Below are 26,367 nucleotides of genomic sequence, written 5' to 3'. Positions count from 1 at the left end.
CAGCCCCCCTCCTCCCTATTGAACAATAAATTCATCAAAATAAACATTTATAATTTTTTCCTCGCCTATTATTTTATTTATTCCATTTTTTATATCATTTTTTAACTTTTCCTGTCCCTCTGGTCCTTCTACCTCTTGGGCCGTTTTGCTTCTTAAAATTTGGATTATCAAATCTCTAATTTCGGAATTTCGTTCTTCTAAAGTCTTCAAAATATTTTTATCCGCAACTTGTAACTGTACGGTTGCTTTAACAAATTTTTCCTCTCCTTTTAAATTTGTTATAAACTCTCCGCCTGGAGAATAATTATAATAAGTGATTTCTTGATGAGCTTTAGCGTTAAAATACCAAAACGCTACACCAAAAGACAAAACTACTGCCACGATAACTATTAAAATTGTTTTGTAATTCATTATAACACCTCTTTATCTTTTACTATTGTGAAAATTCTTTTCTTGTAGTCAATAACTTTTTTTATAATTTCCTCAGGCGTTTCTTTTACTACTATTTTTTTGCCTGTAGTAAGGCTTATAACAGTGTCAGGAGTTTTTTCAATAAATTCAATTAAATCTGCATTCACCACAAATTCTTCATTATTAAGGCGCGTAACATAAATCATAATGTCCCTCCATCAAGTCTACTGGGCAAAAGCCCAGTAGACTTAAGTTTATCTCTTCATATTAACAAGGTCTTGCAACATCTCGTCAGAGGCAGTTATAATTTTAGCATTCGCCTGAAAACCTCTCTGAGTAACAATCATATCAGCAAATTCATTGGCCAAATCTACATTAGACATCTCTAAGGTTCCAGGATTTATAGAACCCCTTGTACCTGTACCAGCTGCTCCTATCATTGGCTCCCCTGAGTTTACTGTATTAATAAACATGGTATTGCCTACTTTTTCTAAGCCCATTGGGTTTTGAAAATCAGCAATAGCAATCTGCCCGATTATTTGCTTACGGCCATTAGAATATATCCCTGAGACAACTCCGTATTTGTCTATATTAATACTCTCTAAAGAACCCGCTTCATTTCCATTTTTACTGAGCTCTCTTAAATCTGTCTCGCTAGAAAACATAGTAAGCTGTGAAAGATCCAATTGAACAGGACCAATAGTTGCATTTGTTTCATTGGTATTCATATTAAAAGTAAGTGTACCCGTCGCAGTTGTATTAGGTGCAATCTTTCCATCAGCACCAAAAGTAAGTGTACCTGAACCATCTACAGAGGAAATAGCAGGATCAGAAGAAGACACACTCCAATCCCATGTACTAGCATCAGTTCTTGTAAAAGTAAGTGTAGCTATGTGACTTCCTCCTTGTGAATCATACACTAATATGTTATAACTTATGGAGCCGTTAATTTCTGTAGAAGCGTTTAGATTTCCTCCTATTTCTAATTGTGTGGTTGCTGCAGGCGCTATACTTGACCAGTTTTTAATGCTTATTGGCACTAAATTTCCTGTATCAGTGTTTACTGTTTTACCGTCAGTTGACATCCAACCTAAAACTTTATATCCATCAGGCGTTACTAAATCTCCTTGAGAGTCAAAACTGAAGTTTCCTGCCCTTGTGTACAAATTTGCTCCTCCATTGGAAACTATGAAAAATCCGTTCCCATCAATTGAAAGGTCTGTAGGATTATCCGTCCTTTGGGCGCCACCTCTTGTAAACAATGTGTCAATAGAAGCTATGGCTACTCCGAGGCCAATCTGTTGAGGATTTGTTCCGCCGCCATTTCCTTGCGGTGCAGAAGCACCTTTGATTGTCTGGCTAAATATCTCTTTAAAAGTCATTCTGCTGGCCTTATATCCCACAGTGTTGACATTCGCAATGTTATTACCTATTACATCCATCCTTGCTTGATGAGCTTTCAATCCTGAAACCGCAGAATACATTGACCTTAACATATTTTCTCCTCCTTTTTATTTTCGGTGCTGCTCGCTTTATCAGTCAGTCAAAAGCGATAAGCCCCCTGTTAAGGTCCGGCTTAAATTATCACAGCACCGTCTATATTTGTAAAAACACTATTTTTTAACATTTCTCCATCCATAGCTGTTATAACTGTTTTAGACTTTAAATTTACTACAAAGGCTTTGTTATCCATTATGATTAAAGAATCATTTACTCCTTTTTGAGCAGCTTTGTTTACTGCCTCCAACAGCTTTTGATATTCTTCCTGCGTAATTTTAACATTTCTCATTTCCATCCTCATGAGTGAATGCTTTGAAAATTTTAATTCATCAATTTTTTCATTTAAAACTTCTTTGAATGCTGTAGAAGTCCCATTGTTACTTGTTGCTCTCTGGGCTAAGTAATTGACATTCAGGTTTTGAGGAATTTTCACTATTTCAGACATTTTATCACCTCATTCTGAAACAGCTGTAACAGCATCCAAAGGTACATCTATGCCGTTTACTTCTAAAAAGTATTCTTCATTTTGCTTATAAACAGCATCTACTTTTCCTTCAACAGCTTTAGATTCTCCATTATTGTCGGTAACAGTAGCATATATATTTTTACCTAACAAATTTATAGCTCTTACTGCACTAAAACTAGTGTTTAAGTTTTGCATTTGTTCTAAAGTTGAAAATTGAGCCAGCTGTGCAATAAATTCTTTGTCATCCATTGGGTTTAAAGGGTTTTGATTTTTTAGCTGGGCAACTAAAAGTTTCAAAAAATCGTCTTTTCCTAATTGTTTTTTTGAAGTAATTTCACTGTTATTGTAGACATTCGAAAAACTGTAATTGGTATTTACCTCCACAAAATTCCCTCCTTTCTATGCCCGAACATCAATATGATCATGTGAGATATTGTAAATTTGTTGTAAAGGTTCTGTCTCCTCTGCTTCAGCAAAATCATAGTGTAAATACCCACTATATACTACTCTATGGAAATTCTGTTGTTGTGAATTGCCATTGTAACTTTGCTGTTGGCCATTGTATTGAGAAGTAACTGTAGGTTTTTATCTACTGTCACATTAAAACTATTTATTTTAATTCCCTTTAAATCTAATTGAGTGTTTAAAATACCTATATTAGATTCAATTTGATGCTTCAATTTTTCGCTATCAGTTATGATAGTAGCGCTAATATTTCCTTCTGCCGACTTGAGATTTATCTGAAGTTTTCCTAAAAATTCCGGTTTCAATTGTATACTTATAGTGGAAAATGTGTGGTTTTTTGAAATATTCATACTTTTCACTATTTGGTCAAAAATTTGTGATTCTGGTGCGTCATTTAATTTCGAACTTTGGTAGTTAACCAGTTGGTTTTTGAAGGTTTTCCCATTATTTTCTAAAAAGGTGAGATCATTTGGTTGTAACTGCTTATTTTCTCCAGCATTCTTTTCCTCTTTCACTACCAAAATTTTGGTATTCAAGCCAGATTGTGAATCATTGGTTTCTAGTATGTTTTCTTTGTTCTCTTCAGAGATATGCTGATTATTCAAAGGTAAATTTCTATTTTTTGAAGTTACTAGAGTTAAATTATCCATCGTATCTTTTTTAATGATCTGTTGTGAAAATACAAATGACTCTGTTTCTTGAGTGTTTAAATTTTTTACATCCACATTTTCATCCTTATATAGGTCTAAAACTTCTTTAAAGTTACTGCTTCTAATTGCTGTAGCTATTTTATCTGGTTGCACTTTAATGCCCAGTTTTTCTTCTAACAACTGGCTTATTTTTTGCGATAGTTTATCAACATCCAAAACACCATTATTTAAAAAATCTTGCATCAGTTTTTGTACTTCTTTTTGCAATTCCGCATAAAAATCTTGTTTTTCAATTAACTGTTTGCCATCATCCTTTTGAATTGCTACATTTAACCCATTTATTAATTGCTGCAACAAATTGAAAACATCTACTAATGATAAATCCGCTGTTTGAAAGGATTTTAAATTTTTTTCTTCTTTCAGTGATCGTGTTGTTGAAAAAAGACCATTTAACTCAGCATTGCCATCAGATACCACTTTGTTCATAGAATATTCTTTATTTCTATTAATTGCCTCCTCTTGCTGTAACATTTTTGAAAATTTATTTACCTTATTATCTTTTTGAAAAGATACAACTGTTTTGCTTCTGTCAACCCTTGGCTGCTGTATCTTAAATGGTAATAAATCAGTATCCGGTACTACTCCTATCACTCTTTTCACCTCCTTTCTAAGGCATCATTGTAGCATTTTTCAATAATATATTTGTTATTTTTGCTGCCTTATCAGCATTCAGTGATTCCAATATCTTTGAAGCACTATCTTTGTTCATATAACCTAATATATTTATTACGTCCTCGTCTGACATATTATTGAGTATTTGAGCTGCATTTTGCGGATCCATGTTTTGATAATAACTAGCTATGTCTTTTAAGCTAGTCTGCTTATTTTCTAACTGTTGCTTGAGTAATTCCCTTTCTTTTTGAACTTTTTCTAATTCGGCTTTTAATTTATTGATTTGGTCTTCTTTTTCTTTCAATTCAGTTTCGTACTCAGTAATCTTTTCATTTTTTGCCTTTAATTCTTCTGTTAATTTATTTATCTGTGAATCTTTATCTTCTTGTAGTGCCGGAAAAATTAAACTACCTAAAACCGGAACATCAGCTAATTGTTTTCTTAAAAAAGTTTGGCTTTCGAATAGGTTGAAGTAAATAACCAAGACTGTTCCACCTACAAGTATCAAAAAAATTATTAGAATCGCGAGCCAAATTTTTAATTTTCTATTTGTTTGTATATCTTTATTTTGCATATATATCCTCCTAATAGGATTTAGCTATTCTAAAACTTATTTGTTCATCTACAAATTTATTTTGTTCTACAGCTATCAAGTATTGATATTCTGAAAACTTTTTTTCCTTAAGATTTTCTAACGCCTTTTTTTCTTTAGTGACTTTTAAAAGATTTTCTTTTATAAAATCAGCATCTTTCTCTAGTTTTTTTATTAAAAGTTTTTTGTCTTCAATCATCTGGTTAATTTTTTTTACATACACACCTGATTCAACAATTTTGTGTATAGTAGTTCCTTCTTCATTTCCCCTTTTGTTTTTTCTAAAATTTCATTTAAATGATTAGTTAATTTGCGCAATTCTTCTTTTTGAACGTTTATCTCTGCCATGACCTTTGCTAATTTTTCTTTTTCTATTTTTTCTGATTGTTCCTTTAAATTTAATATTGGTTGCAAAGTAAATTCAAATTTTTTCATGTTTTATCACCTTTTAATAGATTCATATAGCAGTTGTTTTGTAGTTTCAAAGTCATAGGATTCGTCTATTCTCTGCCTTAAGAAATTGTTCATTTTGTCGTTTAACTCAATGGCCTCGTCAATTTTAGGATTGCTGCCAAAATTATATGCCCTATGTTTATTAAATCTTCCGCTTCTGTGTAAGATGCCAAAATATCTTTAAATCTCGCTATTAATTCTTTGTGTTCTTCTGTAATTATGTCATTCATCACCCTGCTAACACTTGCTAATACATCAATAGCAGGATAGTGATTCTTATTGGCAAGTTTTCGAGACAAAACTATGTGTCCATCAAGTATACCCCTTACTGCATCAGCAATTGGTTCATTTAAGTCGTCTCCATCCACCAATACTGTATAAAGGGCTGTAATAGAACCTTTTTTAGAGCATCCAGAGCGTTCCAAAAGCTTAGGCAAAACTGAAAAAACAGAAGGAGTATAACCTCGTGAAACAGGAGCTTCACCTATAGACAAGCCTACTTCTCTTTGAGCCATGGCAAAGCGAGTTACTGAATCCATCATCAAAAGGACATCTAATCCTTGATCTCTAAAATATTCAGCTATAGCAGTGGCAGTCATAGCACCTTTTACTCGTATAAGTGCTGGAGTATCAGAGGTAGCTACTACAACTACAGATTTTTTTAAACCTTCTTCTCCTAGATCTTTTTCCAAAAATTCATTTACCTCTCTTCCTCTTTCGCCTATAAGAGCTATCACATTTAAATCAGCTTTGGCGTTTCTTGCCATCATGCCTAGCAATGTACTTTTCCCTACACCGCTCCCCGCAAAGATACCAATTCTCTGCCCTTTGCCGCAGGTAAGAAGTCCATCTATCGCTTTTATTCCAAGAGGCATAACCTCTCTAATTCTCTTCCTTTCTAAAGGGTCAGGTGGTACATTATTGATAGGAATAGATTTTTCAAATTTAACTGGTCCTTTACTATCTATAGGATTGCCCAAACCATCTAATATCCTCCCAAGAAGCTCCTTCCCTACGCTAACCCTTAGGGTTTGACCTGTAGCTATAACTTTGCTGCCTGCTCCTATTCCCTCCATATTTCCTAAAGGCATGAGATACACTTTTTCTTCTTTAAAGCCCACAACTTCTGCTGAGATTATATTTCCATTGGTAGTCTTGATATTACATATCTCTCCTATATTGGAAAGAGGCCCTGTACTTTCGATTGTCAATCCTATTACTTGAGAAACTTTTCCATAGTATTGAATTAATCTTTTTTCTTGAAGAGCTCTTTTATATTTAGTGAAAATAATCTCACTCATTTAGCACACCTACAAATAAGTTTTTTAAAGCTCTAAGTTGTGTACTAATGCCAGAGTTTATCACTCCAGAATTTGTTTCAATTACACAATCTCCTTTTTTTAATGATAAATCTTTTAAAATATTTACATCATCCAAAAACTCTATGTCTTTAAGAATTTTGTCTTTGTTTTTAATACAGTGTTCATAATCCTCTTCACTAACCCTTACAGTAACTTTGTCAAAGGCATTGTAATTTTCCATTCCTTTTTTGATGAGATTTAATATTATATCTTTGTCCTCTTCCACATATTTACCTATAATTTTTTCTACTGCCTCCAAAATTACACTTACCATATCACTTTCTGCATTTTTATACATTCGTTGTTTTTCTTTGATAATCTCTTCTTTAATAGCCTTTGCCTCTTGTATTATCGCTTTGGCATCTTCTTCTCCTTTTTTATATCCTTCTTGATATCCTACAGTATAACCATCTTGATAGCCCTTTTCTTTATATTCTTCTTCAATTTTTTTTGCTTTCTTTTTCTACTTCTATTAAGATTTTTTCTACATCTTCTCTAGTTTTCCTAAGTATCTCTTGCTGAACTTGTCTTGCTCTTTCTATTATTTGTTTTGCTAAATTATCACTTTCTTTTTTTATATCCTTTGTTTGTCCACTCAGTTCAATTGCATTTTCTGTTTTTTGTTCTTTTTCACTGTTTTTAACAATCCTTAAAACTATGGGAGAGGAGATGTTGATTTGTTGATGTTTATATACTCTATACAATAATTTCATCCCCTCCTCTTGATATCACAATTTCTCCTGCTTCTTCTAATTGTCTTATAACATTTACAATTCTTTGCTGTGCTTCTTCTACATCTTTTAATCTTACAGGCCCCATATATTGTATGTCTTCTCTTATCATATCGGCGAGTCTCTTAGACATATTGCTGAAAATAACCCTTTGAACTTCTTCATTAGAACCTTTAAGTGCAAGAGCAATATCGTGATTGTCTACTTCTCTCAATACTCTCTGTATAGACCTTGAATCTAATGTGACGATATCTTCAAATATAAACATTCTCTTCTTTATTTCTTCTACTAACTCAACGTTATAGTCTCCAGAGTATCCAATATATTTTTCTCTGTACTCCTATCCACAGAGTTTAGTATATCTACAATTGTCTGAATACCGCCTGTAGAAGTATAATCTTGTGTAACTAAAGATGACAATTTTCTCTCTAAAATTCTTTCAACTTCTTTTACTACCTCAGGAGAAATGCTCTCCATCGTTGCTATTCGCATAGCTACTTCTGCCTGTAAGTTCTCAGGCAGTGATGATAGAATTGCTCCTGCTTGTTGTGGTTTTAAATAAGACAAAACCATTGCAATAGTCTGTGGATGCTCATTTTGTATAAAATTTAAAACTTGGGAGGGATTCGCTCTTCTTATAAAGTCAAAGGGTCTTACTTTCAACGAAGAAGTCAATTTATTTATAATCTCAAAAGCTTCTTGCGTACCCAAAGCCTTTTCTAAAACTGATTTTGCATACTCTATTCCACCTTCTATTATGTACTCTTGCGCTACGCACATGTTATAAAATTCATCTATAACTTTTTGCTTTTCTTCAGGAGTAAGATTTTTAATGCTAGCTATTTCTAAAGTTAATTGTTCAATTTCATCTTCTCTTAAATGTTTATATATTCGAGCAGAAAGGTCTGGCCCTAATGCAATCAAAAGCATTGCACTTTTTTGTCTGCCTGTAAGTGCACTTCTAGCCATAATAACACCACCTACTCTTCATTAAGCCATGTCCTAATAATCTGTACAACAATATCCGGCTTTTCTTTTATGAGTTTTTCTATCTGTTTTTTCTTTTCATCCTCATATGTGAAATCTATTTCTTCAATAGGTTCTGCAGTAGCTAAGGCTTCCTCTTCAGCCGTAGCTAAAGAGGTTTCTTTTTTCTTCCTTCTCATCATAATGAAGAATAGCCCGCCACCTAACACTAAAGCCGCTAACATAGCCCATGCATACATGGGCACTCCTTTCGAAACATGTGCTTGCTGCTGCATTGTCTTTAAGAGATCTTGATTAAATTGCATCCCTTGAACTGATACTTGCACACGAGAATCCCCGCCGGCAGCTTTTGCTACCAAATCAGCAATTTGTTGTTTCATAGAATTATTAAGATTTTTATTTACAACCACCGCAACAGAAATACTTTCAATCTTGCCCTGTGCTTCAATAAGGCTCGTTTTGATTTGATTTATTTCATAGTTTATAGTAGTCTCTGTTTTATTGTAATCAGAAGTATTGCTGCCAGTTGTTTGAGTTGTAGGAGGATTGTTTGAAGAAGTACCCGCAGGATTTCCTCCTTGCGTACCTGTGGCTTTTTCTTTAAGCTCTTGTATACTCCTTACAATTCCTTTATTGTCATTGCCTTCAACAGGGAGATACTCTATTCTATCTTCAGTCTTTTTATCAAAATTTAAAGTAACATTTGCTCTAACGACGACATTTCCAGGGCCGAAAACCTGCTCTAAAAGAGTTTGAAGGTTTTGTTGTAAATCTTCTTGAACTTTTTTTTGAAGGGCAAATTGAGAATTCGCATTTTCAGCAGTATCATCACCTTCTGCTGTAAGAATTTTGCCATTATTATCAATCACAGTGACATTTTCAGGTTTTAAACCTTCTACGCTCTTAGATACAAAATCTATGATTCCTTTAACTTGAGAAGAAGATAATGTTACCCCTGGCTTTAATGTTAACATTACTGCTGCTGTAGCTTGGTTAGTAGTATTTGAAAGTACAAAGGCATTTTGGTCAGGTACTACGATGTTGACAATAGCATCCTGCACTCCATCTATAGTTTTTAGAGAATTTTGTATTTCATTTTGAAGAAAATATAAATATTTTTGCCTTCTCTCTTGGTCTGTTGTGGCAAGAGAGTTATTCATAGCGTCTTGAAAACTAAATCCCCCTTCCGGGATTCCCTCTGTGGCCAGTTTCATTCTTACTTCATCTTTGTATTGTGCAGGAACTAAAATTGTTTTTCCATCGTTCGATATTTTATATGGAACCTTAAATTCTGTTTTTAATTTTTCAACTACCACTCCCGCATCTTTTATACTTAGATCAGAATACAAAACTACATAATTAGGCCTATTAACTATGTAAACTAATAAGGAAACGCCTATAAAAAGCAAAATAGCAATAACTCCTAACTGCATCTTTTGTTTCTTATCAAACTTATTCCAAAAGTTTGTCAGTTGCTCTCTAAAGTTGGCAATGAAGTCGGGCATTAATTCACCTCATTTCAATTAAAAACATCACAATGGCATTCTCATTATTTCCTGATAAGCCTCCAGCACTTTATTTTTTATTTGTATTGTAAGCTGCAGTGCAATATCAGCCTTCGCAGCATCTATCATCACTTGATTTATATCGTCAATTTCACCTGTCACAAGTTTTCGGTCATTTTTCATTGCCGTTAATTGCAAATCATTTACCTTATTAAGAGCTTCTTTTAAAAAGTCGCTAAAAGTCTCTATTTTACTGCCACTCTGCGTCGTTTCTAAGGTGCTATTCAAACTTACTGGATTAACAGGTGTTATTTGATTAACCATTTATTGTCTACCCCCTGCCAATTTCTAAAGACTTTTGAAACATGGCTTTTGAAGCATTAAAGGCCGTTACATTGGCTTCATAAGCACGAGTAGCAGAAATCATATCCACCATTTCAGAAACAATGTTTACATTTGGATACTCTACATATCCATTTTGGTCAGCATCAGGATGTCCAGGGTCATAAACCTCTCTAAGAGGAGTTTGGTCATCTTCAGCTATTTGTACAACTTCTACTCCTTTGCCACTGTATTTACCTTTAACTTTATCTAGAATGCTTTCGAAACTGTCAGGTTGTATTTCTTTTAAAACCACTAATTTTCTCCTATAGGGTCCTCCTTGGCTAGTCCTTGTAGTATTTACATTAGCTATGTTTTGAGATATTACATCCATCCTTACTCGCTCTGCAGTTAAACCTGAAGCGCTTATGTCCATCGAGCTAAATAAGTTCATTTAAATTACCTCCCATCTTTTACAGCAGTCATAATAGAATTAAGCTCCCCGCTTACCCTTTGCACAAGTGCATAGTAATACAACTGGTTTTTTGCCAAATTTGCCATTTCAGCATCTATGTCTACATTATTTCCATCTACCTCATGGAAGTATTATTTACTTGAACAATTTCTGGTTGTATGGAATCTACAGGAGGTGGGCCAATGGGTATGTGCTTAGGATTTGTAATATAACCTCTTAACTTGGTACCGTTTATGGCATCTTTTAAAATATTCTCAAATTTGACTTCAGACCTTTTAAAATTAGGAGTATTCACATTAGCAATGTTATTGGCAATTACATTGTTTCTTACAGTGGCTGCGTACAAACCTTTTTGTAATAAATCTATATTTTCAAATCCTGACCCCAGCATTCATTTCCCTCCTCTTATCCGACCACACTATACTTAATTCGACAAAAAAAACAAAAATCCTGCTAAAATAAACCAAAAATAAATATTTAATTTTGCTTTCGTACTACCTTTTTTGTAAAATAATATCAATTTTTATCGAATAATATTATATCATGTCATAATAGTTTACTCCATAAGAAAAAAGTCCTATTTTTATAGGACTTAAGTGTTTAGATAAATTTTTCCCTAAAAACAAAGTTTCCGCTTTTATGCATTAGATTAACATCTTAGCATAAAAGCGGAAACCATTTTTATCTTTTCATTTTCTCTAATTCTTCTAATAACTTATCATTTAGTACCCTTATATGGGTACCTTTCATCCCTAAAGACCTTGACTCAATTATACCAGCACTTTCAAACTTTCTTAAGGCATTTACAATTACGGACCTTGTAATACCTACTTTATCTGCTATTTTACTTGCAACTAATAATCCTTCTTTTCCATTTAGCTCTTCAAAAATATTTTTTATAGCTTCTAATTCAGAATAAGAAAGTGTCCCTAATGCCATTTGAACCACTGCTCTTTTTCTTGCTTCATCTTCTATTTCTTCATTTTTTGACCTTAAAATTTCAAGGCCAACTACCGTGGCTCCATATTCTGCCAATATCAAGTCATCGTCAGTAAATTCTTTTACCCCTCTTGATAAAACCAAAGTTCCTAATCTGTCACCACCACCATTGACAGGTACTATAGTCAAAATTAATTCTGATAAAACTTTATCCTCTTTAAAAAGATTGCCTTTGTCATTGGCTAGCGTCTCAGTCACTCGCAAAAGTTTGTCGTTATATTCTTCAGGTATTATTTTACTTTGAGCAAAAATATCATCTCCATACTCTCTTAATATACTATAACCTAATACTTTACCCTTTCTACTCAAAATATATACGTTGGCCTCAATGACATCTTTTAGGATACTAGCCATTTCATTAAAATCAACTGGTTGAATTCCTGTTTTTTGCAAAATTCGATTTACTTTTCTAGTTTTTTCTAATAGTGTGCTCATATTTCTAATCCTCCTATGTTTTGGTTTTTGTTATTATAAAATGTACTTATTGACTTCGTATTTATTTAGACTATCCTTTAATTGCTCTTTTACATACTCTTCAGTTATCACTATTTGTTGTCCTTTCAGGTCTGGGGCTTTAAAAGATAATTCTTCAAACAACTTCTCCATAACAGTGTGCAATCTCCTTGCACCAATGTCCTCCGATTGCTGATTTATGAGATATGCTACTTCTGCAATAGCCTCAATTGCTTCATCGGTATATTTCACTTCTATTCCTTCTGTTCTTAAAAGCTCTTGATACTGTTTGGTAAGGGCATTTTTAGGCTCTTTCAAAATTCTTATAAAGTCCTCTTTTGTGAGGGGTTTTAAATTAACTCTTACAGGAAACCTTCCCTGTAGCTCAGGGATTAAATCAGACACTTTTGCAATGTTAAAAGCGCCAGCTGCTATAAACAGTATATGGTCTGTCTTAACAGGACCGTATTTTGTCATTACTGTGCAACCTTCAATTATAGGAAGAATATCCCTTTGAACTCCTTCTCTTGATACATCTGGTCCTGCTGTATAACCGCTACTGGCAATTTTGTCAATTTCATCTATAAAAATTATTCCATCGTTTTCTGCTCTTTTAATAGCTTCTTCAATTACTTCGTCCATATCTATAAGGTTTTGGGCCTCTTCAGACTCTAGAATTCTCTTTGCTTCATAAACAGGAACTTTTTTAATTTTTTTCTTTTTAGGTAAAATGTCAGCAAATATATCTTGCAAATTTATATTCATCTCTTCGGAACCTAAATTAGTATACATCTCCAGCATTGGCGTAGATGTATCTGTCACTTCTATTTCCACTACATAATTATCTAGCTCGCCATTTCTTAACTTTTGCCTTATTTCTTCTCTTTTATATTGCATACCATCTTCCTCTGTCTCTTCATTTTTCTCGGCAGAAGGATAATTAAACAACATTTCTAATGGATTTTTAGGTTGTTTTTTCTTTTTTCCGACTATGTAATCAATTAGTCTATCTTCTGCAATTTTCTTCGCTTTTTCAGTAACATTTTTCAATTTTTCCTCTTTCACCATTCTTACAGCAGCCTCTACAAGGTCTCTAACCATAGAATCCACATCTCGTCCTACATATCCTACTTCAGTAAATTTGGTAGCCTCCACTTTTACAAAAGGAGCTTCTACTAATTTCGCAATTCTTCGGGCAATTTCTGTCTTTCCTACTCCAGTAGGGCCTACCATAATTATATTTTTGGGGGTCACTTCTTCTTTAAAATCGTCAGATAAAAGATTTCTTCTATATCTATTTCGTAAAGCCACTGCTACTGACTTTTTAGCTTCCTTTTGTCCTACAATATACTTATCTAGTTCCTCCACAATTTCCTTGGGAGTATAATTCTTCACTTAGAGCACCCCCTATAAAGTCTCAACTGTTATGTTGTTATTGGTGTAAACACAAATCTTTGAAGCTATTTCTAAAGCTTTTTTTGCTATATCTTCTGTATCTAAATTAGTATTATACCGTAGCGCTAAGGCTGCAGCCATAGCATAATTTCCTCCAGATCCTATCCCGATCACATCCTCATCTGGTTCAATAACTTCCCCAGTGCCAGAAATAAGTAAAGTATTCTTTTTATCAACCGCAATCAAAAGAGCCTCTAACTTTCTTAAAATCTTGTCTTTTCTCCATTCTTGTGCCAGCTCTACTGCAGCCCTTTTTAAATTTCCGCCGTATTGTTCCAATTTTTCTTCGAATTTTTGCGAAAGAGTCAAAGCATCAGCTACCGAACCAGCAAATCCTACTATTACTTCTCCATTATATAACCTTCTAATTTTTTTTTGCTCCATGCTTTAAGATCGTATTTTCTCCAAGGGTAATCTGTCCATCACCAGCCACCGACACTTTATTGCCTTTTCTCACTGCAATTATGGTAGTACCCTTAAACATGTTACACCCCTTTAGATAGTTTAATATTAGCACATTTTTCAAAATGCTTCAAGAATTAATTCAAAATTTTTGTTAAATTCATTTAACTTCCTTTTGATAATCACATTCTGCATTAGAACATTTTAGTATATGTATATTCTTTGTATTTTTTTCTATTAATAAGCTGCCACAAACAGGACATTTTTCCTCAACAGGTTTGTCCCACAATATAAAATCGCAATTAGGTGCATTTTCGCAAGCATAATACATTCGCCCTTTTTTACTTTTTTTCCTTACAATTTCTCCACCACATTTAGGGCATTTAACACCAATCTTTTCATACAAAGGTTTTGTATTTTTGCATTCAGGAAAACCAGAACAAGCAAGAAATTTACCATATCTGCCTTTTTTATAACCATGGGTCTTCCGCAGAGTTCACATTTAATATCAGTCACTTCCACTTCTTCTTTTATATCTATCTCTTCCATTTGTTCTTCTGCAATTTTTAAAGTTTTATAAAAATCATTGTAAAACTCTTGCACCACTTCATACCATTTCGCTTGGCCTTCTTCAATCTTGTCCAGCTGCTCCTCCATCTCAGCAGTAAATTTAACATCGACAATTTTAGTAAAAAACTCTTTCAATGCGTCTGTCACAATAAAGCCCAACTCTGTAGGTTTTAAATTCTTATTGTCTTTTACTACATATCCTCTTTCTAACAAAGTAGAGATAGTAGGAGCATAAGTACTGGGGCGGCCTATCCCTTTTTCCTCTAATTCTTTAATCAAAGAAGCTTCCGTGTATCTGGGTGGAGGCTGGGTAAAATGTTGTGTTGGTTTTAATTCCTTCAAAAGCAATTTAGTTCCTTCTTGAAGCACAGGCACAGTTTTTTCTTCCTCTTCTTGTATATCCGTTCCTTCTACATATACCGTCATAAACCCTAAAAATCTTATACTAGAACCAGAAGCTTTAAAAACATATCCATTATTTACTATATCCATAGAAACAGTATCGTAAATTGCAGGTGCCATTTGACTTGCTATGAATCTACTCCAAACTAATTTGTACAATTTATATTGGTCTGGCGTTAAGGAATCCTTTATACTCTCGGGATCCCGGTAAATAGAAGTAGGTCTTATAGCTTCATGAGCATCCTGAACATTGGCCTTTTTAGAAGCGTAATTTGCTCCCGGATTGGCATACTCTTTTCCAAACTTTTCAACTATATATTTATATACCTCCGCTTTAGCTTCATTTGCCACCCTTGTAGAATCTGTCCTTATATAAGTGATAAGCCCTACGCTACCTTCTCCCTTGATTTCTACTCCTTCGTATAATTGTTGAGCGATTAACATAGTTTTCTTTGCAGTAAACCCCAATTTCCTTGAAGCTTCTTGTTGTAATGTACTAGTTATAAAAGGCGGAGAAGGATTCCTCTTTTTGACACCTGTTTTTATTTTATCCACAGTGTACTCTTCAGATAAAGCTGCCAATACTTTGTCTACATCTTCTTTTGTCTTTAACTCAACTTTATCCTCTTTAGTACCATAGAATTTTGCTTCAAACTTGGTAAAATTTTTCTCATCAGAAAGAATCGCCGTAATGCTCCAATATTCTTCTGGAACAAAAGCTTCTATTTCTCTTTCTCTATCGCAAATCAAACGTGCTGCTACTGATTGGACTCTCCCTGCGCTTAATCCCCTCTTTATTTTTTTCCAAAGAAGAGGACTTATTTTATATCCTACCAATCTGTCAAGAATTCTTCTAGCTTGTTGCGCATCTACCAAATTTAAATCTATAGAGCGAGGGCTTTTAAGAGCAGTTTGCACTGCATTTTTTGTAATTTCATGAAATTCTATGCGACAAGGCTCCTCAATATTCAAATTTAACAATTGAGCAATATGCCAGGAAATTGCTTCTCCTTCTCTGTCAGGGTCAGTGGCCAAAAAAATTTTATCTGCATCCTTTGCTTCTTTTTTTAAATTCTCTATAATAGCCCCTTTTCCCCGGATAGTTATGTACTTAGGGGTAAAATTGTTTTCAATATCTATACCTAATTGACTTTTTGGCAAGTCCCTAACATGTCCCATGGAGGCCGCTACTTTAAAATTTTTGCCTAAAAATTTAGAGATAGTCTTAGCTTTAGCTGGAGATTCCACAATAACTAGAGATTTTGCCATTTTGACACCTCCAAAACAATTTATAATTATATCAAAGTTTTTGACAATTATCAAAATATTTTTTTCTCATATTTATTGCCAGGAAGTTTTTCAATCATACCTTTTAACATTAAAGAAGATAAAATTACATTGACTTTTGAGATTTTTATTTTCACATGGCCTGCTATTTCTTCTATATCCCTTGGAGCTTCACAAATAAAATCGTACACTTCCTTCTCTTCCTCCGTAAGAGAAGACATAAGATTTTCCTCAATCTTTTGTTGCACATCCTCTCTTAAATTAAATTCTTCTAAAATATCCTCAACACCAATTACAATTTTCGCACCTTGTTTTATCAGCTCATTTGTTCCTCTACTATAAGCACTCGTTATATTTCCAGGTACTGCAAAAACTCTCTTCCCTGTTCTAAGGCAAATTGAGCCGTCAATAAAGATCCACTTTTTATTCCTGCTTCTACTACCACTACCCCAAGAGATAACCCACTTATGATTCTATTTCTCAGAGGAAAATTTTGTGGCAGTGGAGAAGTATCAAGAGGAAACTCTGAAACCAGCAATCCCTCCTCACTAATTTGCTCCATCAGCTTTTTATTTTCTCTTGGATAAACTATATTTATACCATTTCCTAAAACAGCAATAGTTTTTCCTCTTTCCTTTAAAGCTCCTATATGAGAAAAACTATCTATTCCTCTCGCCATGCCACTTACAACTGTTATGCCTCTTTCTGATAGCTCATATGCCAATTTTTGTGCCACTTGTTTCCCATAAAAAGTAGCATTTCTTGAGCCCACCATGGCAATGCACAAATTATCTTTTAAATTTATATTACCCTTCAAATATAAAACAGGAGGTGGGTCATAAATATTCTTTAATTCTTCTGGATATTCCTCTTCTTCTAATGTATATACACTTATTTTTAAATTTTGCAATCTTTCTATATAATCAAAAGGATTCAATTTCTGAGCTTCTATTATCTTTTGCGCTAATTTTTTACTCCCTACTGCTCTAAAAATATCAATTTCTTTTGCTTTATACACTTCTTCCGCAGTTTTGAAAAATTCCATCAGTTGAACAAAATTTTTATACCCTATCCCTTTGACAGCGCTTAACCATATTTTAAAAACCTTTTCCCTTTCCATAATTGCTCCCCTTTAACACCGTTTCCTTAATTATCTTTATTATAATACATAACCTGTGATAAAATAAAGAAAAAAGAAAGGTGATAGAATGTCAAACTTGTATAACCTACGCCAACTCAAAAACTATTTGTACCAAAATCCCTTTTGTGACTTTCAATCTCTTAACATAAATAAAGCGGCTAAAAAGTGGCTTGAGAAAGAAATAGAAAGAATAAACAATCTAAAATGCTATGAAAACCAATTATATCAATTAAATTTAAACTTCATCGCCGGAATAGACGAGGCGGGAAGAGGCCCTTTAGTTGGACCAGTAGTTGCCGCCTGTGTAATACTTCCTAAGAATGTTTTCATCCCTGAGATAAATGACTCTAAAAAACTATCTGAAGAAAAAAGAGAAGTATTGTCAGAGGTAATAAAAAAAGTAGCTATCTCTTATACTATTGGAATAGTTGATTGCGAAGAAATTGATAAAATAAATATACTAAATGCTACCTACAAAGCCATGCAGATTGCTATTTCAAAAATACAACAAAAAATTGATTACCTTTTAGTAGATGCTATCACCATTCCTCAAATAGAGATAAATCAAAAAGCAATAATAAAGGGAGATTCAAAAAGTATCTCTATAGCTGCTGCCTCTATACTGGCGAAGTTGAAAGAGATAAAATAATGAAAGAATATCATAAAATCTATCCTCAGTATAATTTTGAAAAAAACAAAGGTTATGGTACAAAAGAACATATTGAAGCTTTAAAAAAATACGGTCCTTGTCCTATACATAGAAAAACTTTCATCGAAAAAATTCTGAAAGGATGAAAAACATTGAACAAAAAAACAATAGGCAGCTTAGGAGAAAAAATAGCTGCCCAATATCTATTAAAATCAGGTTATAAAATTTTAGAGAAAAATTTTAAATGCAAAATTGGGGAAATAGATATAATAGCTCTATTCAAAAAAGAAATAGTTTTTGTAGAGGTAAAAACAAGAACCTCTACCTTTTTTGGAACTGGAAGTGAAGCTGTAAATTTTCATAAACAACAAAGAATATTGAAAATTGCCCAGTTGTACTTAGCTTCAACAGAAAAATTTCGAAATTTTCAGCCTCGTTTTGACGTGATTGAGGTTTATTTAAATCCTGATACATTAGCCTTTGAAAAACTAAGCCATTTCCCAAACGCTTTTTTAATCTTTTAATATCAATCCCATCTTTTCTTTTACTTCTTTCAAAGTTTTTTCTGCAACAGCTTGAGCTCTTTCCGCCCCTTCCTTTAAAACCTTCAAAACATAATCTCTACTTAAGTCTTTATAATTTTTTTGTATAACAGTCAATTTATCTATTACAACCTCTGCTAATTCCTTCTTTAAAGTGCCATAACCCTGTCCTTTAAATTTATTTACAACTTCTTCTATTTCCATACCTGTAAATAAACTATAAATAGTCAAAAGATTGCTAACACCCGGTTTGTTTTCCCAATCAAGCCTTATTTCAGTCTCAGAATCAGTCACTGCTCTCATTATTTTCTTTTTGATTACAGAAGGCTCGTCCAAAAGATTGATTCTATTATTTGGGTCACTGTCACTTTTACTCATCTTTTTAGTAGGGTCAGTAAGACTCATTATCCTCGCGCCAAATTTTAAAATCATAGGCTCAGGAACAACAAAAGTTTTACCAAATCTGTTGTTAAAACGTTGTGCAATGTCTCTTGTCAGTTCTAAGTGTTGCTTTTGGTCTTCTCCTACAGGAACATAATGGGTATTGTATAAAAGTATATCTGCTGCCATTAAATCAGGGTATGTAAAAAGTCCTACAGAAACTGTCTCTTTTCCTTTGCTCTTTTCTTTAAACTGAGTCATTCTGCTTAGCTCACCAAAATATGTCATGCATTGTAAAAGCCATGCTAATTCTGCATGAGCAGAAACATGAGATTGAACAAAAAGATTAACTTCTTAGGATCTAAGCCTATTGCAAGGTAAAGGCCCGCCAATTCAATAGTGTTTTCTTTTAATTTTATTGGATCTTGGGGTACTGTCAAAGCATGCAAATCCACTACACAAAAAAAGCACTCATAATCTTCTTGTAGAGCGACAAATTGTCTCATTGCACCCAAGTAATTACCTATGTGAATGTCTCCCGAGGGTTGTACTCCTGAAAAAACTCTTTTCAAGCTATCAACTCCTTTTCAATTGAGTATTTTATGTCGTTTAGAAAAAATTATAAGAGAAAATTTCAAAATTTGCAATGAAATTTAAAATAATTCCCTCATAAATCCTTTCCCATGGACTTCGGCTACATCTAATATAGAGATAAAAGCATTTTCATCTATTTGGTGTACGATAAATTTAAGTTGTGGAAGCTGTGTCAAAGATACAATGGAATACAAAACCTTTTTGTTCTCTTTGGTATAAGCACCCTCTCCATGAAGCAAAGTAACCCCTCTTTTTAATGTAGTCATTATTCCTTTGCTCACTTCTTCTACTTTATCAGTAACCACCAGCACCATTTTTTGCCTATTAAAACCTTTTATAGTTTTATCCACCATGTAGGAAGTAATGTACATAGAAACAAGAGTGTAAAGAGCACTGGTCAAACCAAAAAATATAGCTCCAATGGCTACGATAAAAAAGTTAACAATAAAAGAAATATGCCCAATTTCAAAGTTATCATATTTCTTTTTTACAATCACAGAAATTATATCTAAACCACCAGTTGAACCGTGATTACTAAAAACTATTCCCATACCTAAACCATTTAACACTCCGCCGTATAAACTCAAAAGTAATGGATCATTTATATGCAAGATATTTTTTATTGCATAAGTAAGCACCAAAAACAAAGAAAGTGATACAGTACCTATAATAGTAAAAATTGTAAACCTTAAATTTACTTTTTTATAGCTCAAAATTAAAAGTGGGATGTTTAACAAAAATATAGTGTATCCTGCAGGAAACTTGGTTAAATACTGTATAATAAGTGCAATACCAGAAACTCCTCCACTTAAAAGTTTAGCATGAACAATAAACATGTTAATACCAATAGCAGACATTAAAGTCCCCATAAGAATAAAGAAAATATTTTTTATACTTTCTCTATTAAAAAAACTTGTTATCTCCAAGCTAACACCTTCTTATCACATTTGAGACTTAATTACTTTACATAAAATTTTTATTGTAATTTTTATTTATACCAATATTTGCTATCAATAATTCTATACTGTAATGCTTCTGCTACATGTTCAAACTTAATATTTTCTGCACCTTCCAAATCAGCAATTGTACGAGCAACTTTTAAAATTTTATTATATCCTCTTGCACTCAAATAAAACTTTTCGAAAGCTTCATTTAAAAATTTTTTAGTATCTTCATCAAGTTTGCAATACTTTTTCAACATATTTCCTTTTAATTGAGAATTGACATATATGCCAGTACCTTTATACCTTTTAAGTTGCATTTCTCGTGCTTTTATGACTCGTTCGCGAATTTCCTTGGAACTTTCTGCTTGTGTTTCTTCTTCGAAATATTTATCTTTTTTAAGAGGTTTTACCTCCACATGTAAATCAATTCTATCTAACAAAGGTCCTGAAATTTTATTTTGATATCTTCTTATTTCATTTACACTACAATGGCATTCGTGAGTATCATCACCATAATAGCCACAAGGACAAGGATTCATAGCTAAAATCAAAATAAATTTGCTTGGATAGCTAAAGCTACCATTTACACGAGTAATTGTAACCACTTCATCTTCTAACGGCTGCCTTAAAACTTCTATTGCATCTTTTTTAAATTCAGGAATCTCATCTAAAAATAACACTCCATAGTGGGCAAGGGATACTTCTCCAGGCTTAGGATATTTTCCTCCCCCAACTAAAGCAACTGTAGAGATAGTATGATGAGGAGCTCTAAAAGGTCGAGTAGTGATAAGAGGTGTACCTTTTGGAAGCAATCCTGCTATACTGTATATTTTGGTGACTTCTAAAGCCTCTTCAAAACTTAACTGAGGAAGAATAGTAGGAAAACGCCTTGCCAACATAGTTTTACCCGCTCCAGGTGGTCCTATCATTAAAACATTGTGACCACCTGCAGCGGCAATCTCAAGTACCCTTTTTGCATTTTCCTGCCCTTTTACTTCAGCAAAATCTATATCGTATTCTACATTATCAAAAAAATTATTAATATCTAAAGTAAAAGATTCTATTTCCCTATCTCCATTTAAAAACTCAACCACTTCTTTTAAATTTTTCACAGGATATACTTTTATCCCCTCTACAACTGCCGCTTCATGAGCATTTTCATAAGGAACAACAATAGAGGAAATACCTTTTTTCTTTGCCCCTATTACCATTGGCAGTATACCATTTACGCCTCTTATACTTCCGTCCAAAGAAAGTTCACCTACAAAGGCTATGTCTTCTTTTTCCTCTTTTATCTCCTCTGTGCATTTTAAAATCCCTACTGCTAAAGGTAAATCGAAAGCAGTGCCTTCTTTTTTAGTATCAGCTGGTGCTAAATTTACAGTAATTTTTTTGAGGGGAAATTCAAAGCCACTGTTTTTGATAGCAGACCTTACTCTGTCTCTTGCTTCCTTAACTTCTGTATCACCCAAGCTACAATATCAAAAGAAGGAATTCCAGTAGATAAATCTACCTCCACCTCTACCACATAGGCATTTATACCTAAGACCGCCATACTTTTTACTTTAGAAAGCATAAAAATCCCCCTTATGGTCTTTCCAGAGAAATCTTCCCCAATTTTCCTTTTCGAAAATCTTCCAACAAAATATGAGAAGTTTTTAAGGTATCTACTTCTCCGCCTGCAATTAAACATCCTCTTTTTTTACCTATTTCCTTTAAAAGTTCAAAATCTTCCATTACTATTTTATCAATTTTATATCGGGACATCAAATAATGGGGGTAATACTTTTTTAAGACTGCAACTAAGTTTAATGCTATTTCTTCTATGTTTAATATTTCATCTTTTATAGCTCCTGTAATTGCCAACATAATTCCTGTTTCTTTATCGTCAAATTTTGGCCAGAGTATGCCAGGAGTGTCTAAAATGTCGAAATAAGGAGTTTTTATCCAATGCAAAGTCCTTGTAACCCCCGGCTTGTCGCCAGTCTTTGCCCTTTTACTGCCAATTAATTTATTAATAAAAGTAGATTTCCCAACATTGGGAACACCCACAATTATTCCTCTCAGCCTTGGAATCATTCCTTTTTGCCTTTTCTTCTCCAAAATATCTTGACAAACTCTCTGAGTTGCTTCATTTATCTCTTTAAGTCCAAACCCTGTAATTGAATTAACTTTTATCGCTTCTATTCCCTTTTCTTTAAAATATTCTATCCATAAATCCGTAATTACATCATCTGCTAAATCAGCTTTATTTAAAAGGATAAGCCTTTTTTTATTTTTTACAATATCATCAATATCTGGGTTTCTGCTGCTCTTAGGTATTCTCGCATCTACTATTTCGTATATTACATCTACTAACTTAAGGTTAGAAACTATCTCCTTTTTAGATTTTGCCATATGTCCAGGATACCATTGTATCATATCTAATTCCTCCATATATTTGAAAAAGGGTTTATAACCCCTTTTTACATTAATTCTTTTATCTTTGTAGCAGCTTTTCCTACTCTCTTTCTCAAATAATACAATTTTGCTCTTCTGACTTTACCTCTCCTTATAACCTCTATCTTTTCAATTCTTGGAGAGTGAAGTGGAAAAGTCCTTTCGACTCCCACACCATAAGACACACGTCTTACCGTAAAAGTCTCTCTTAGGCCTGAACCGCTTTTTTTGATTACTATTCCCTCAAAAGGCTGAATTCTTTCCCTATCTCCTTCAATAACCCTATAATGTACTCTTATAGTATCTCCTACATTAAAAGGAGTTAAGTCTTTTCTCATTTGCTGACTTTCCACTACTTTTATTAAGTCCATTATTTTCCCTCCTTCCAGCTTCTAAATGTCAAACCCTCTTTCTCGTAAAAATTTTTTATCTTCTTCCGTCAAAATTGCCTTTTTAAGTAAATCAGGCCGTTTTAAAAAAGTTATCTCTAAAGACTTTTGTCTTCGCCATTTAGCTATTTCAGCATGATTACCACTTAGTAAAACTTCTGGCACCTTCATGCCTCTAAAAACTTCTGGTCTTGTATACTGGGGATATTCCAACAAACTATTACTAAAGGATTCTTCTACAGCGCTTTGAGGATGTGAAAGAACTCCTTCAATAAGTCTTGTTACAGCATCAATAATAGCCATTGCGGCTATTTCTCCGCCTGTCAATATAAAATCTCCTAATGAAATTTCTTCATCAATAACAGAATAGACTCTTTCATCAATTCCTTCATAGTGGCCACACAAAAGGGCTATTCTTTCTAATTTAGACATTTTAACCGCTATTTCCTGACTAAAAACCTTACCTTTAGGACCAAGGTAATATACAGGAATATTACCTTGACTCTTTACAAATTCAATTGCGTCAAAAAGAGGCTGAGGCATCATCACCATTCCTGGTCCGCCTCCATAAGGATAATCGTCTACCTTTTTATGTTTATCCTTTGAAAAATCTCTTATATTTATCAAGTTAACTTTTAATTTTCCTTTTTCAATAGCCCTTTTCAAAATACTATAGGATAAAACACTATCAAACATTTCAGGAAATAGGGTTAAAACGTCAAAAATCATCATAGCCCCTCCAAAAGGTGGACCACCATTACTTTATTGTCAACATCTACTTTTTTGACAACTTCTTTTATAGCAGGAATTAGTATTTCCCTCTCCTCACCTTTTATTACATACACATCATTTGCACCAGTTTGCAATACCTCTACCAATGTACCTACAAAATCTCCTTCCTCTGTATACACCTTCATCCCAATTAAATCTTTGATAAAATATTCATCTTTTTCTAACTTTAAAGCATTTTGAGAATCAACCTTTAAAAAGGCCCCCTTTAATTTTTCTGCCTCGTCTCTATTGTCAATTCCCTTTAATTTTACACAAACTCTTTTAGATATAATCTTGACATATTCAATGTCATATTTGCGGGGCCTTTGTTGGTCATCAAAAACCCAAACATACTCAAGTTCATAAAACCTTTCAGGAACATTGGTAAGAGGATATACTTTAACTTCCCCCTTAATGCCATGGCAGAAGTAACTTTTCCTACATTATAATAATCAGCCATACCACCACCTAGATTATCTCAACAATCACGCGTTTCTTTTCTTTTAAAGCAGCAGCTCTAACCAATGTGCGAATTGCTTGAGCAATCCTTCCCTGTTTGCCAATTACTTTTCCCATATCTTCGGGAGCAACTTTAAGCTCTATTATAACAGATTGCTGTCCCTCAATTTCATTGACTTCTACAGCATCAGGATTGTTAACTAACGCCTTGGCTATAGTTTTAACCAATTCTCCCATTATTACACCTCCTCACAAGAGAGGATTATTGAGATGCACTATTACCAATTATACCTTCTTTTTTAAACAGTGACTTTACAGTATCTGAAGGTTGGGCACCAACACTGAGCCATTTTTTAGCCTTTTCTACATCTATTTTTATTTCAGCAGGCTGGGCTATAGGATTGTAATATCCTATCTCATCAATAAACCTTCCATCTCTTGGTGACCTTGAATCTGCTACTACTATTCTGTAAAAAGGTCTTTTCTTAGCCCCAAACCTTTTTAATCTTATTCTGACTGCCACTTTCTCACCTCCTTCAAAAGTTGCCCACCTTCCGATATTATCTAAAGAAAGGCAGCCTCATTTTACCTTTCTTTAGGTCTTTATCAATATCAGCAAATTTCTTCATCATCTTTTTGGTTTCTTCAAACTGTTTTAAGAGGCTATTTACCTGTTGGATGGTGGTACCGCTGCCTTTGGCTATTCTTTTCTTTCTACTGCCATTTATAATAGAAGGGTTTTGCCTTTCTTCTTTAGTCATAGATTGAATAATGGCTTCTATCCTCTTTAAATCTTTTTCTGAAATGTCTACATTCTTAAGCATGTTTTTGTTCATTCCAGGAATCATACTGAGGAGGTGATCTAAAGGTCCCATATTTTTAAGGCTCTGCAGCTGTTCTAAGAAATCTTCCAGTGTGAACTGTTTTGTTAAAAGCTTTTGCCCTAACTCTTGTGCCTTTTTCTCATCAATTGCTGCTTGGGCCTTTTCAATTAAAGTCAAAACATCTCCCATTCCCAAAATACGAGAAGCCATTCTATTAGGATAAAAAGGCTCTAAATCTGTCAACTTTTCGCCTGTGCCCACATATTTTATAGGTTTTTGTGTAACAGCCTTAATAGAAAGAGCTGCTCCACCCCTCGTATCTCCATCCAATTTTGTCAATACAACTCCTGTTATATCTAACCTTTCATTGAAGGAAGACGCTACGTTTACTGCGTCTTGACCAGTCATCGCATCTACTACTAACAAAATCTCATCTGGTTGTACTGCCCTTTTTATATTTACAAGTTCCTCCATCAATTCTTCATCTATGTGAAGTCTACCCGCAGTATCTATAATAATTACGTCAGAGTTATGAGACCTTGCATAATCAATAGAAGCTTTTGCAATATCAACAGGGTTTGCTTTGTCCCCCATTGTAAAAACTGGTACATTTACATTAGCTCCCACAACCTGTAACTGCTTTATGGCAGCCGGTCTGACGACGTCACAAGCTACTAGTAGTGGATTTTTTCCCTGCTTCTTTAACAAGTTTGCCAATTTCCCACAAGCAGTGGTCTTTCCAGAACCTTGAAGTCCAACCATCATTATAACTGCAGGAACTTTATTCCCTATATTTAACCGGCTTTGAGTAGACCCCATAAGGCTATAAGCTCATCATTGACTATCTTTATCACCTGTTGCCCCGGGGTCAGGCTTTCCATCACTTCTTGCCCTAAAGCTTTTTCTGTAACAGAGTTTATAAAGTCTTTTACTACCTTAAAGTTGACATCCGCTTCTAAGAGGGCAACTTTTACTTCCCTCATAGCTTCTTTTATATCTTTTTCTGTGAGTTTTCCTTTTCCTCTTAACTTTTTAAAGATTTCCTGCAGCCTTTCAGATAGGCTTTCAAAAGCCATT

21 protein-coding genes and 12 pseudogenes are annotated in these 26,367 nt (G+C 33.8%); 2 read left to right on the top strand and 31 right to left on the bottom strand.

Annotated elements, in window-relative coordinates; translation table 11 throughout:
* Window positions 1–15: 15 nt before the first annotated feature.
* The 21 genes and pseudogenes from JCM7501_RS02835 to dprA form a co-directional block, all read right to left on the bottom strand.
* Complete coding sequence (locus JCM7501_RS02835; protein ID WP_012995281.1) at window positions 16–411, bottom strand: flagellar basal body-associated FliL family protein; 396 nt, start codon at window positions 409–411, stop codon at window positions 16–18.
* Window positions 411–617 (bottom strand): flagellar FlbD family protein, encoded by a 207-nt coding sequence (locus JCM7501_RS02830; RefSeq protein WP_012995282.1) that lies wholly within the window; start codon window positions 615–617, stop codon window positions 411–413. The genes JCM7501_RS02835 and JCM7501_RS02830 overlap by 1 nt, the downstream gene beginning before the upstream one ends.
* Window positions 618–665: 48 nt before the next feature.
* Window positions 666–1,907 (bottom strand): flagellar basal-body rod protein FlgF, encoded by a 1,242-nt coding sequence (flgF, locus tag JCM7501_RS02825; protein WP_012995283.1) that lies wholly within the window; start codon window positions 1,905–1,907, stop codon window positions 666–668.
* A gap of 80 nt (window positions 1,908–1,987) precedes the next feature.
* Window positions 1,988–2,356, bottom strand: a complete 369-nt coding sequence (locus tag JCM7501_RS02820) for a TIGR02530 family flagellar biosynthesis protein (protein WP_028991700.1) — start codon at window positions 2,354–2,356, stop codon at window positions 1,988–1,990.
* Window positions 2,357–2,365: 9 nt separating this feature from the next.
* On the bottom strand, window positions 2,366–2,761 hold the full coding sequence (locus JCM7501_RS02815; RefSeq protein ID WP_012995285.1) for a flagellar hook capping FlgD N-terminal domain-containing protein: 396 nt from the start codon (window positions 2,759–2,761) through the stop codon (window positions 2,366–2,368).
* Between the two features lie 119 nt (window positions 2,762–2,880).
* Complete coding sequence (locus JCM7501_RS02810) at window positions 2,881–4,143, bottom strand: flagellar hook-length control protein FliK (RefSeq protein WP_256201047.1); 1,263 nt, start codon at window positions 4,141–4,143, stop codon at window positions 2,881–2,883.
* A 16-nt stretch (window positions 4,144–4,159) separates the two neighbouring features.
* The gene (locus JCM7501_RS02805; protein WP_012995287.1) at window positions 4,160–4,738 is read right to left on the bottom strand and encodes a MotE family protein; all 579 of its coding nucleotides are present in this window, start codon (window positions 4,736–4,738) and stop codon (window positions 4,160–4,162) included.
* Between the two features lie 10 nt (window positions 4,739–4,748).
* Window positions 4,749–4,979 (bottom strand): flagellar FliJ family protein, encoded by a 231-nt coding sequence (locus JCM7501_RS13790; RefSeq protein WP_256201046.1) that lies wholly within the window; start codon window positions 4,977–4,979, stop codon window positions 4,749–4,751.
* A complete protein-coding gene (locus JCM7501_RS13785; protein WP_256201045.1) occupies window positions 4,970–5,191 on the bottom strand; it encodes a hypothetical protein in 222 nt (73 codons plus the stop codon). Before JCM7501_RS13785 ends, JCM7501_RS13790 begins: the two co-directional genes overlap by 10 nt.
* Window positions 5,192–5,197: 6 nt before the next feature.
* Window positions 5,198–6,510: pseudogene (gene fliI, locus JCM7501_RS02795) on the bottom strand (flagellar protein export ATPase FliI).
* Window positions 6,503–7,274 (bottom strand): annotated as a pseudogene (locus JCM7501_RS15730) (FliH/SctL family protein). Before JCM7501_RS15730 ends, fliI begins: the two co-directional pseudogenes overlap by 8 nt.
* Window positions 7,267–8,270, bottom strand: a pseudogene (fliG, locus tag JCM7501_RS02785) (flagellar motor switch protein FliG). The pseudogenes JCM7501_RS15730 and fliG overlap by 8 nt, the downstream one beginning before the upstream one ends.
* 11 nt (window positions 8,271–8,281) lie before the next feature.
* Window positions 8,282–9,793: a flagellar basal-body MS-ring/collar protein FliF gene (gene fliF, locus JCM7501_RS02780; RefSeq protein ID WP_028991697.1), complete on the bottom strand. Its 1,512-nt coding sequence runs from the start codon at window positions 9,791–9,793 to the stop codon at window positions 8,282–8,284.
* A gap of 27 nt (window positions 9,794–9,820) precedes the next feature.
* Entirely contained in the window at window positions 9,821–10,117 is a 297-nt protein-coding gene (fliE, locus tag JCM7501_RS02775; protein WP_012995292.1) for a flagellar hook-basal body complex protein FliE, read from the bottom strand.
* Between the two features lie 7 nt (window positions 10,118–10,124).
* Window positions 10,125–10,568 carry a flagellar basal body rod protein FlgC gene (gene flgC, locus JCM7501_RS02770; protein ID WP_012995293.1) on the bottom strand — a complete coding sequence of 148 codons (444 nt, stop codon included), beginning with the start codon at window positions 10,566–10,568 and terminating at the stop codon, window positions 10,125–10,127.
* Window positions 10,569–10,573: 5 nt separating this feature from the next.
* A pseudogene (gene flgB / locus JCM7501_RS02765) lies at window positions 10,574–10,980 on the bottom strand (flagellar basal body rod protein FlgB).
* 290 nt (window positions 10,981–11,270) lie between these two features.
* Entirely contained in the window at window positions 11,271–12,023 is a 753-nt protein-coding gene (gene codY, locus JCM7501_RS02760; RefSeq protein ID WP_013150347.1) for a GTP-sensing pleiotropic transcriptional regulator CodY, read from the bottom strand.
* A gap of 33 nt (window positions 12,024–12,056) precedes the next feature.
* Complete coding sequence (gene hslU / locus JCM7501_RS02755; protein WP_012995296.1) at window positions 12,057–13,436, bottom strand: ATP-dependent protease ATPase subunit HslU; 1,380 nt, start codon at window positions 13,434–13,436, stop codon at window positions 12,057–12,059.
* Between the two features lie 12 nt (window positions 13,437–13,448).
* Window positions 13,449–13,980: pseudogene (gene hslV / locus JCM7501_RS02750) on the bottom strand (ATP-dependent protease subunit HslV).
* A 78-nt stretch (window positions 13,981–14,058) separates the two neighbouring features.
* Window positions 14,059–16,139 (bottom strand): annotated as a pseudogene (gene topA, locus JCM7501_RS02745) (type I DNA topoisomerase).
* Window positions 16,140–16,189: 50 nt separating this feature from the next.
* Window positions 16,190–17,277: pseudogene (dprA, locus tag JCM7501_RS02740) on the bottom strand (DNA-processing protein DprA).
* A gap of 88 nt (window positions 17,278–17,365) precedes the next feature.
* Here dprA and JCM7501_RS02735 point away from each other — a divergent pair.
* A pseudogene (locus JCM7501_RS02735) lies at window positions 17,366–18,093 on the top strand (ribonuclease HII).
* A gap of 6 nt (window positions 18,094–18,099) precedes the next feature.
* Entirely contained in the window at window positions 18,100–18,471 is a 372-nt protein-coding gene (locus JCM7501_RS02730; RefSeq protein ID WP_013150351.1) for a YraN family protein, read from the top strand.
* Here the strand turns inward: JCM7501_RS02730 and trpS are convergent.
* The 10 genes and pseudogenes from trpS to ffh all read right to left on the bottom strand — a co-directional run bounded on the left by trpS (window position 18,460) and on the right by ffh (window position 26,366).
* A pseudogene (trpS, locus tag JCM7501_RS02725) lies at window positions 18,460–19,442 on the bottom strand (tryptophan--tRNA ligase). The gene JCM7501_RS02730 and the pseudogene trpS overlap by 12 nt on opposite strands.
* An 81-nt stretch (window positions 19,443–19,523) precedes the next feature.
* Window positions 19,524–20,390 carry a YitT family protein gene (locus tag JCM7501_RS02720; RefSeq protein WP_028991692.1) on the bottom strand — a complete coding sequence of 289 codons (867 nt, stop codon included), beginning with the start codon at window positions 20,388–20,390 and terminating at the stop codon, window positions 19,524–19,526.
* 62 nt (window positions 20,391–20,452) lie between these two features.
* Window positions 20,453–21,984, bottom strand: a pseudogene (locus tag JCM7501_RS02715) (YifB family Mg chelatase-like AAA ATPase).
* Window positions 21,985–21,995: 11 nt separating this feature from the next.
* Window positions 21,996–22,829 (bottom strand): ribosome biogenesis GTPase YlqF, encoded by an 834-nt coding sequence (gene ylqF / locus JCM7501_RS02710; protein ID WP_013150355.1) that lies wholly within the window; start codon window positions 22,827–22,829, stop codon window positions 21,996–21,998.
* Window positions 22,830–22,873: 44 nt separating this feature from the next.
* A complete protein-coding gene (rplS, locus tag JCM7501_RS02705; RefSeq protein WP_012995306.1) occupies window positions 22,874–23,218 on the bottom strand; it encodes a 50S ribosomal protein L19 in 345 nt (114 codons plus the stop codon).
* Between the two features lie 21 nt (window positions 23,219–23,239).
* The gene (gene trmD / locus JCM7501_RS02700) at window positions 23,240–23,965 is read right to left on the bottom strand and encodes a tRNA (guanosine(37)-N1)-methyltransferase TrmD (RefSeq protein ID WP_012995307.1); all 726 of its coding nucleotides are present in this window, start codon (window positions 23,963–23,965) and stop codon (window positions 23,240–23,242) included.
* Window positions 23,965–24,467, bottom strand: a pseudogene (rimM, locus tag JCM7501_RS02695) (ribosome maturation factor RimM). Before rimM ends, trmD begins: the two are co-directional and overlap by 1 nt.
* Window positions 24,468–24,475: 8 nt before the next feature.
* On the bottom strand, window positions 24,476–24,703 hold the full coding sequence (locus tag JCM7501_RS02690; protein WP_012995309.1) for a KH domain-containing protein: 228 nt from the start codon (window positions 24,701–24,703) through the stop codon (window positions 24,476–24,478).
* Window positions 24,704–24,728: 25 nt separating this feature from the next.
* Window positions 24,729–24,989, bottom strand: a complete 261-nt coding sequence (rpsP, locus tag JCM7501_RS02685; protein ID WP_003866679.1) for a 30S ribosomal protein S16 — start codon at window positions 24,987–24,989, stop codon at window positions 24,729–24,731.
* 37 nt (window positions 24,990–25,026) lie between these two features.
* Window positions 25,027–26,366, bottom strand: a pseudogene (gene ffh, locus JCM7501_RS02680) (signal recognition particle protein).
* Window position 26,367: the final 1 nt, after the last annotated feature.

Source organism: Thermoanaerobacter thermocopriae JCM 7501, from assembly GCF_001310975.1.
Taxonomy (GTDB): domain Bacteria; phylum Bacillota; class Thermoanaerobacteria; order Thermoanaerobacterales; family Thermoanaerobacteraceae; genus Thermoanaerobacter; species Thermoanaerobacter thermocopriae.
This window is presented reverse-complemented; position numbering and strand designations above follow the sequence as displayed.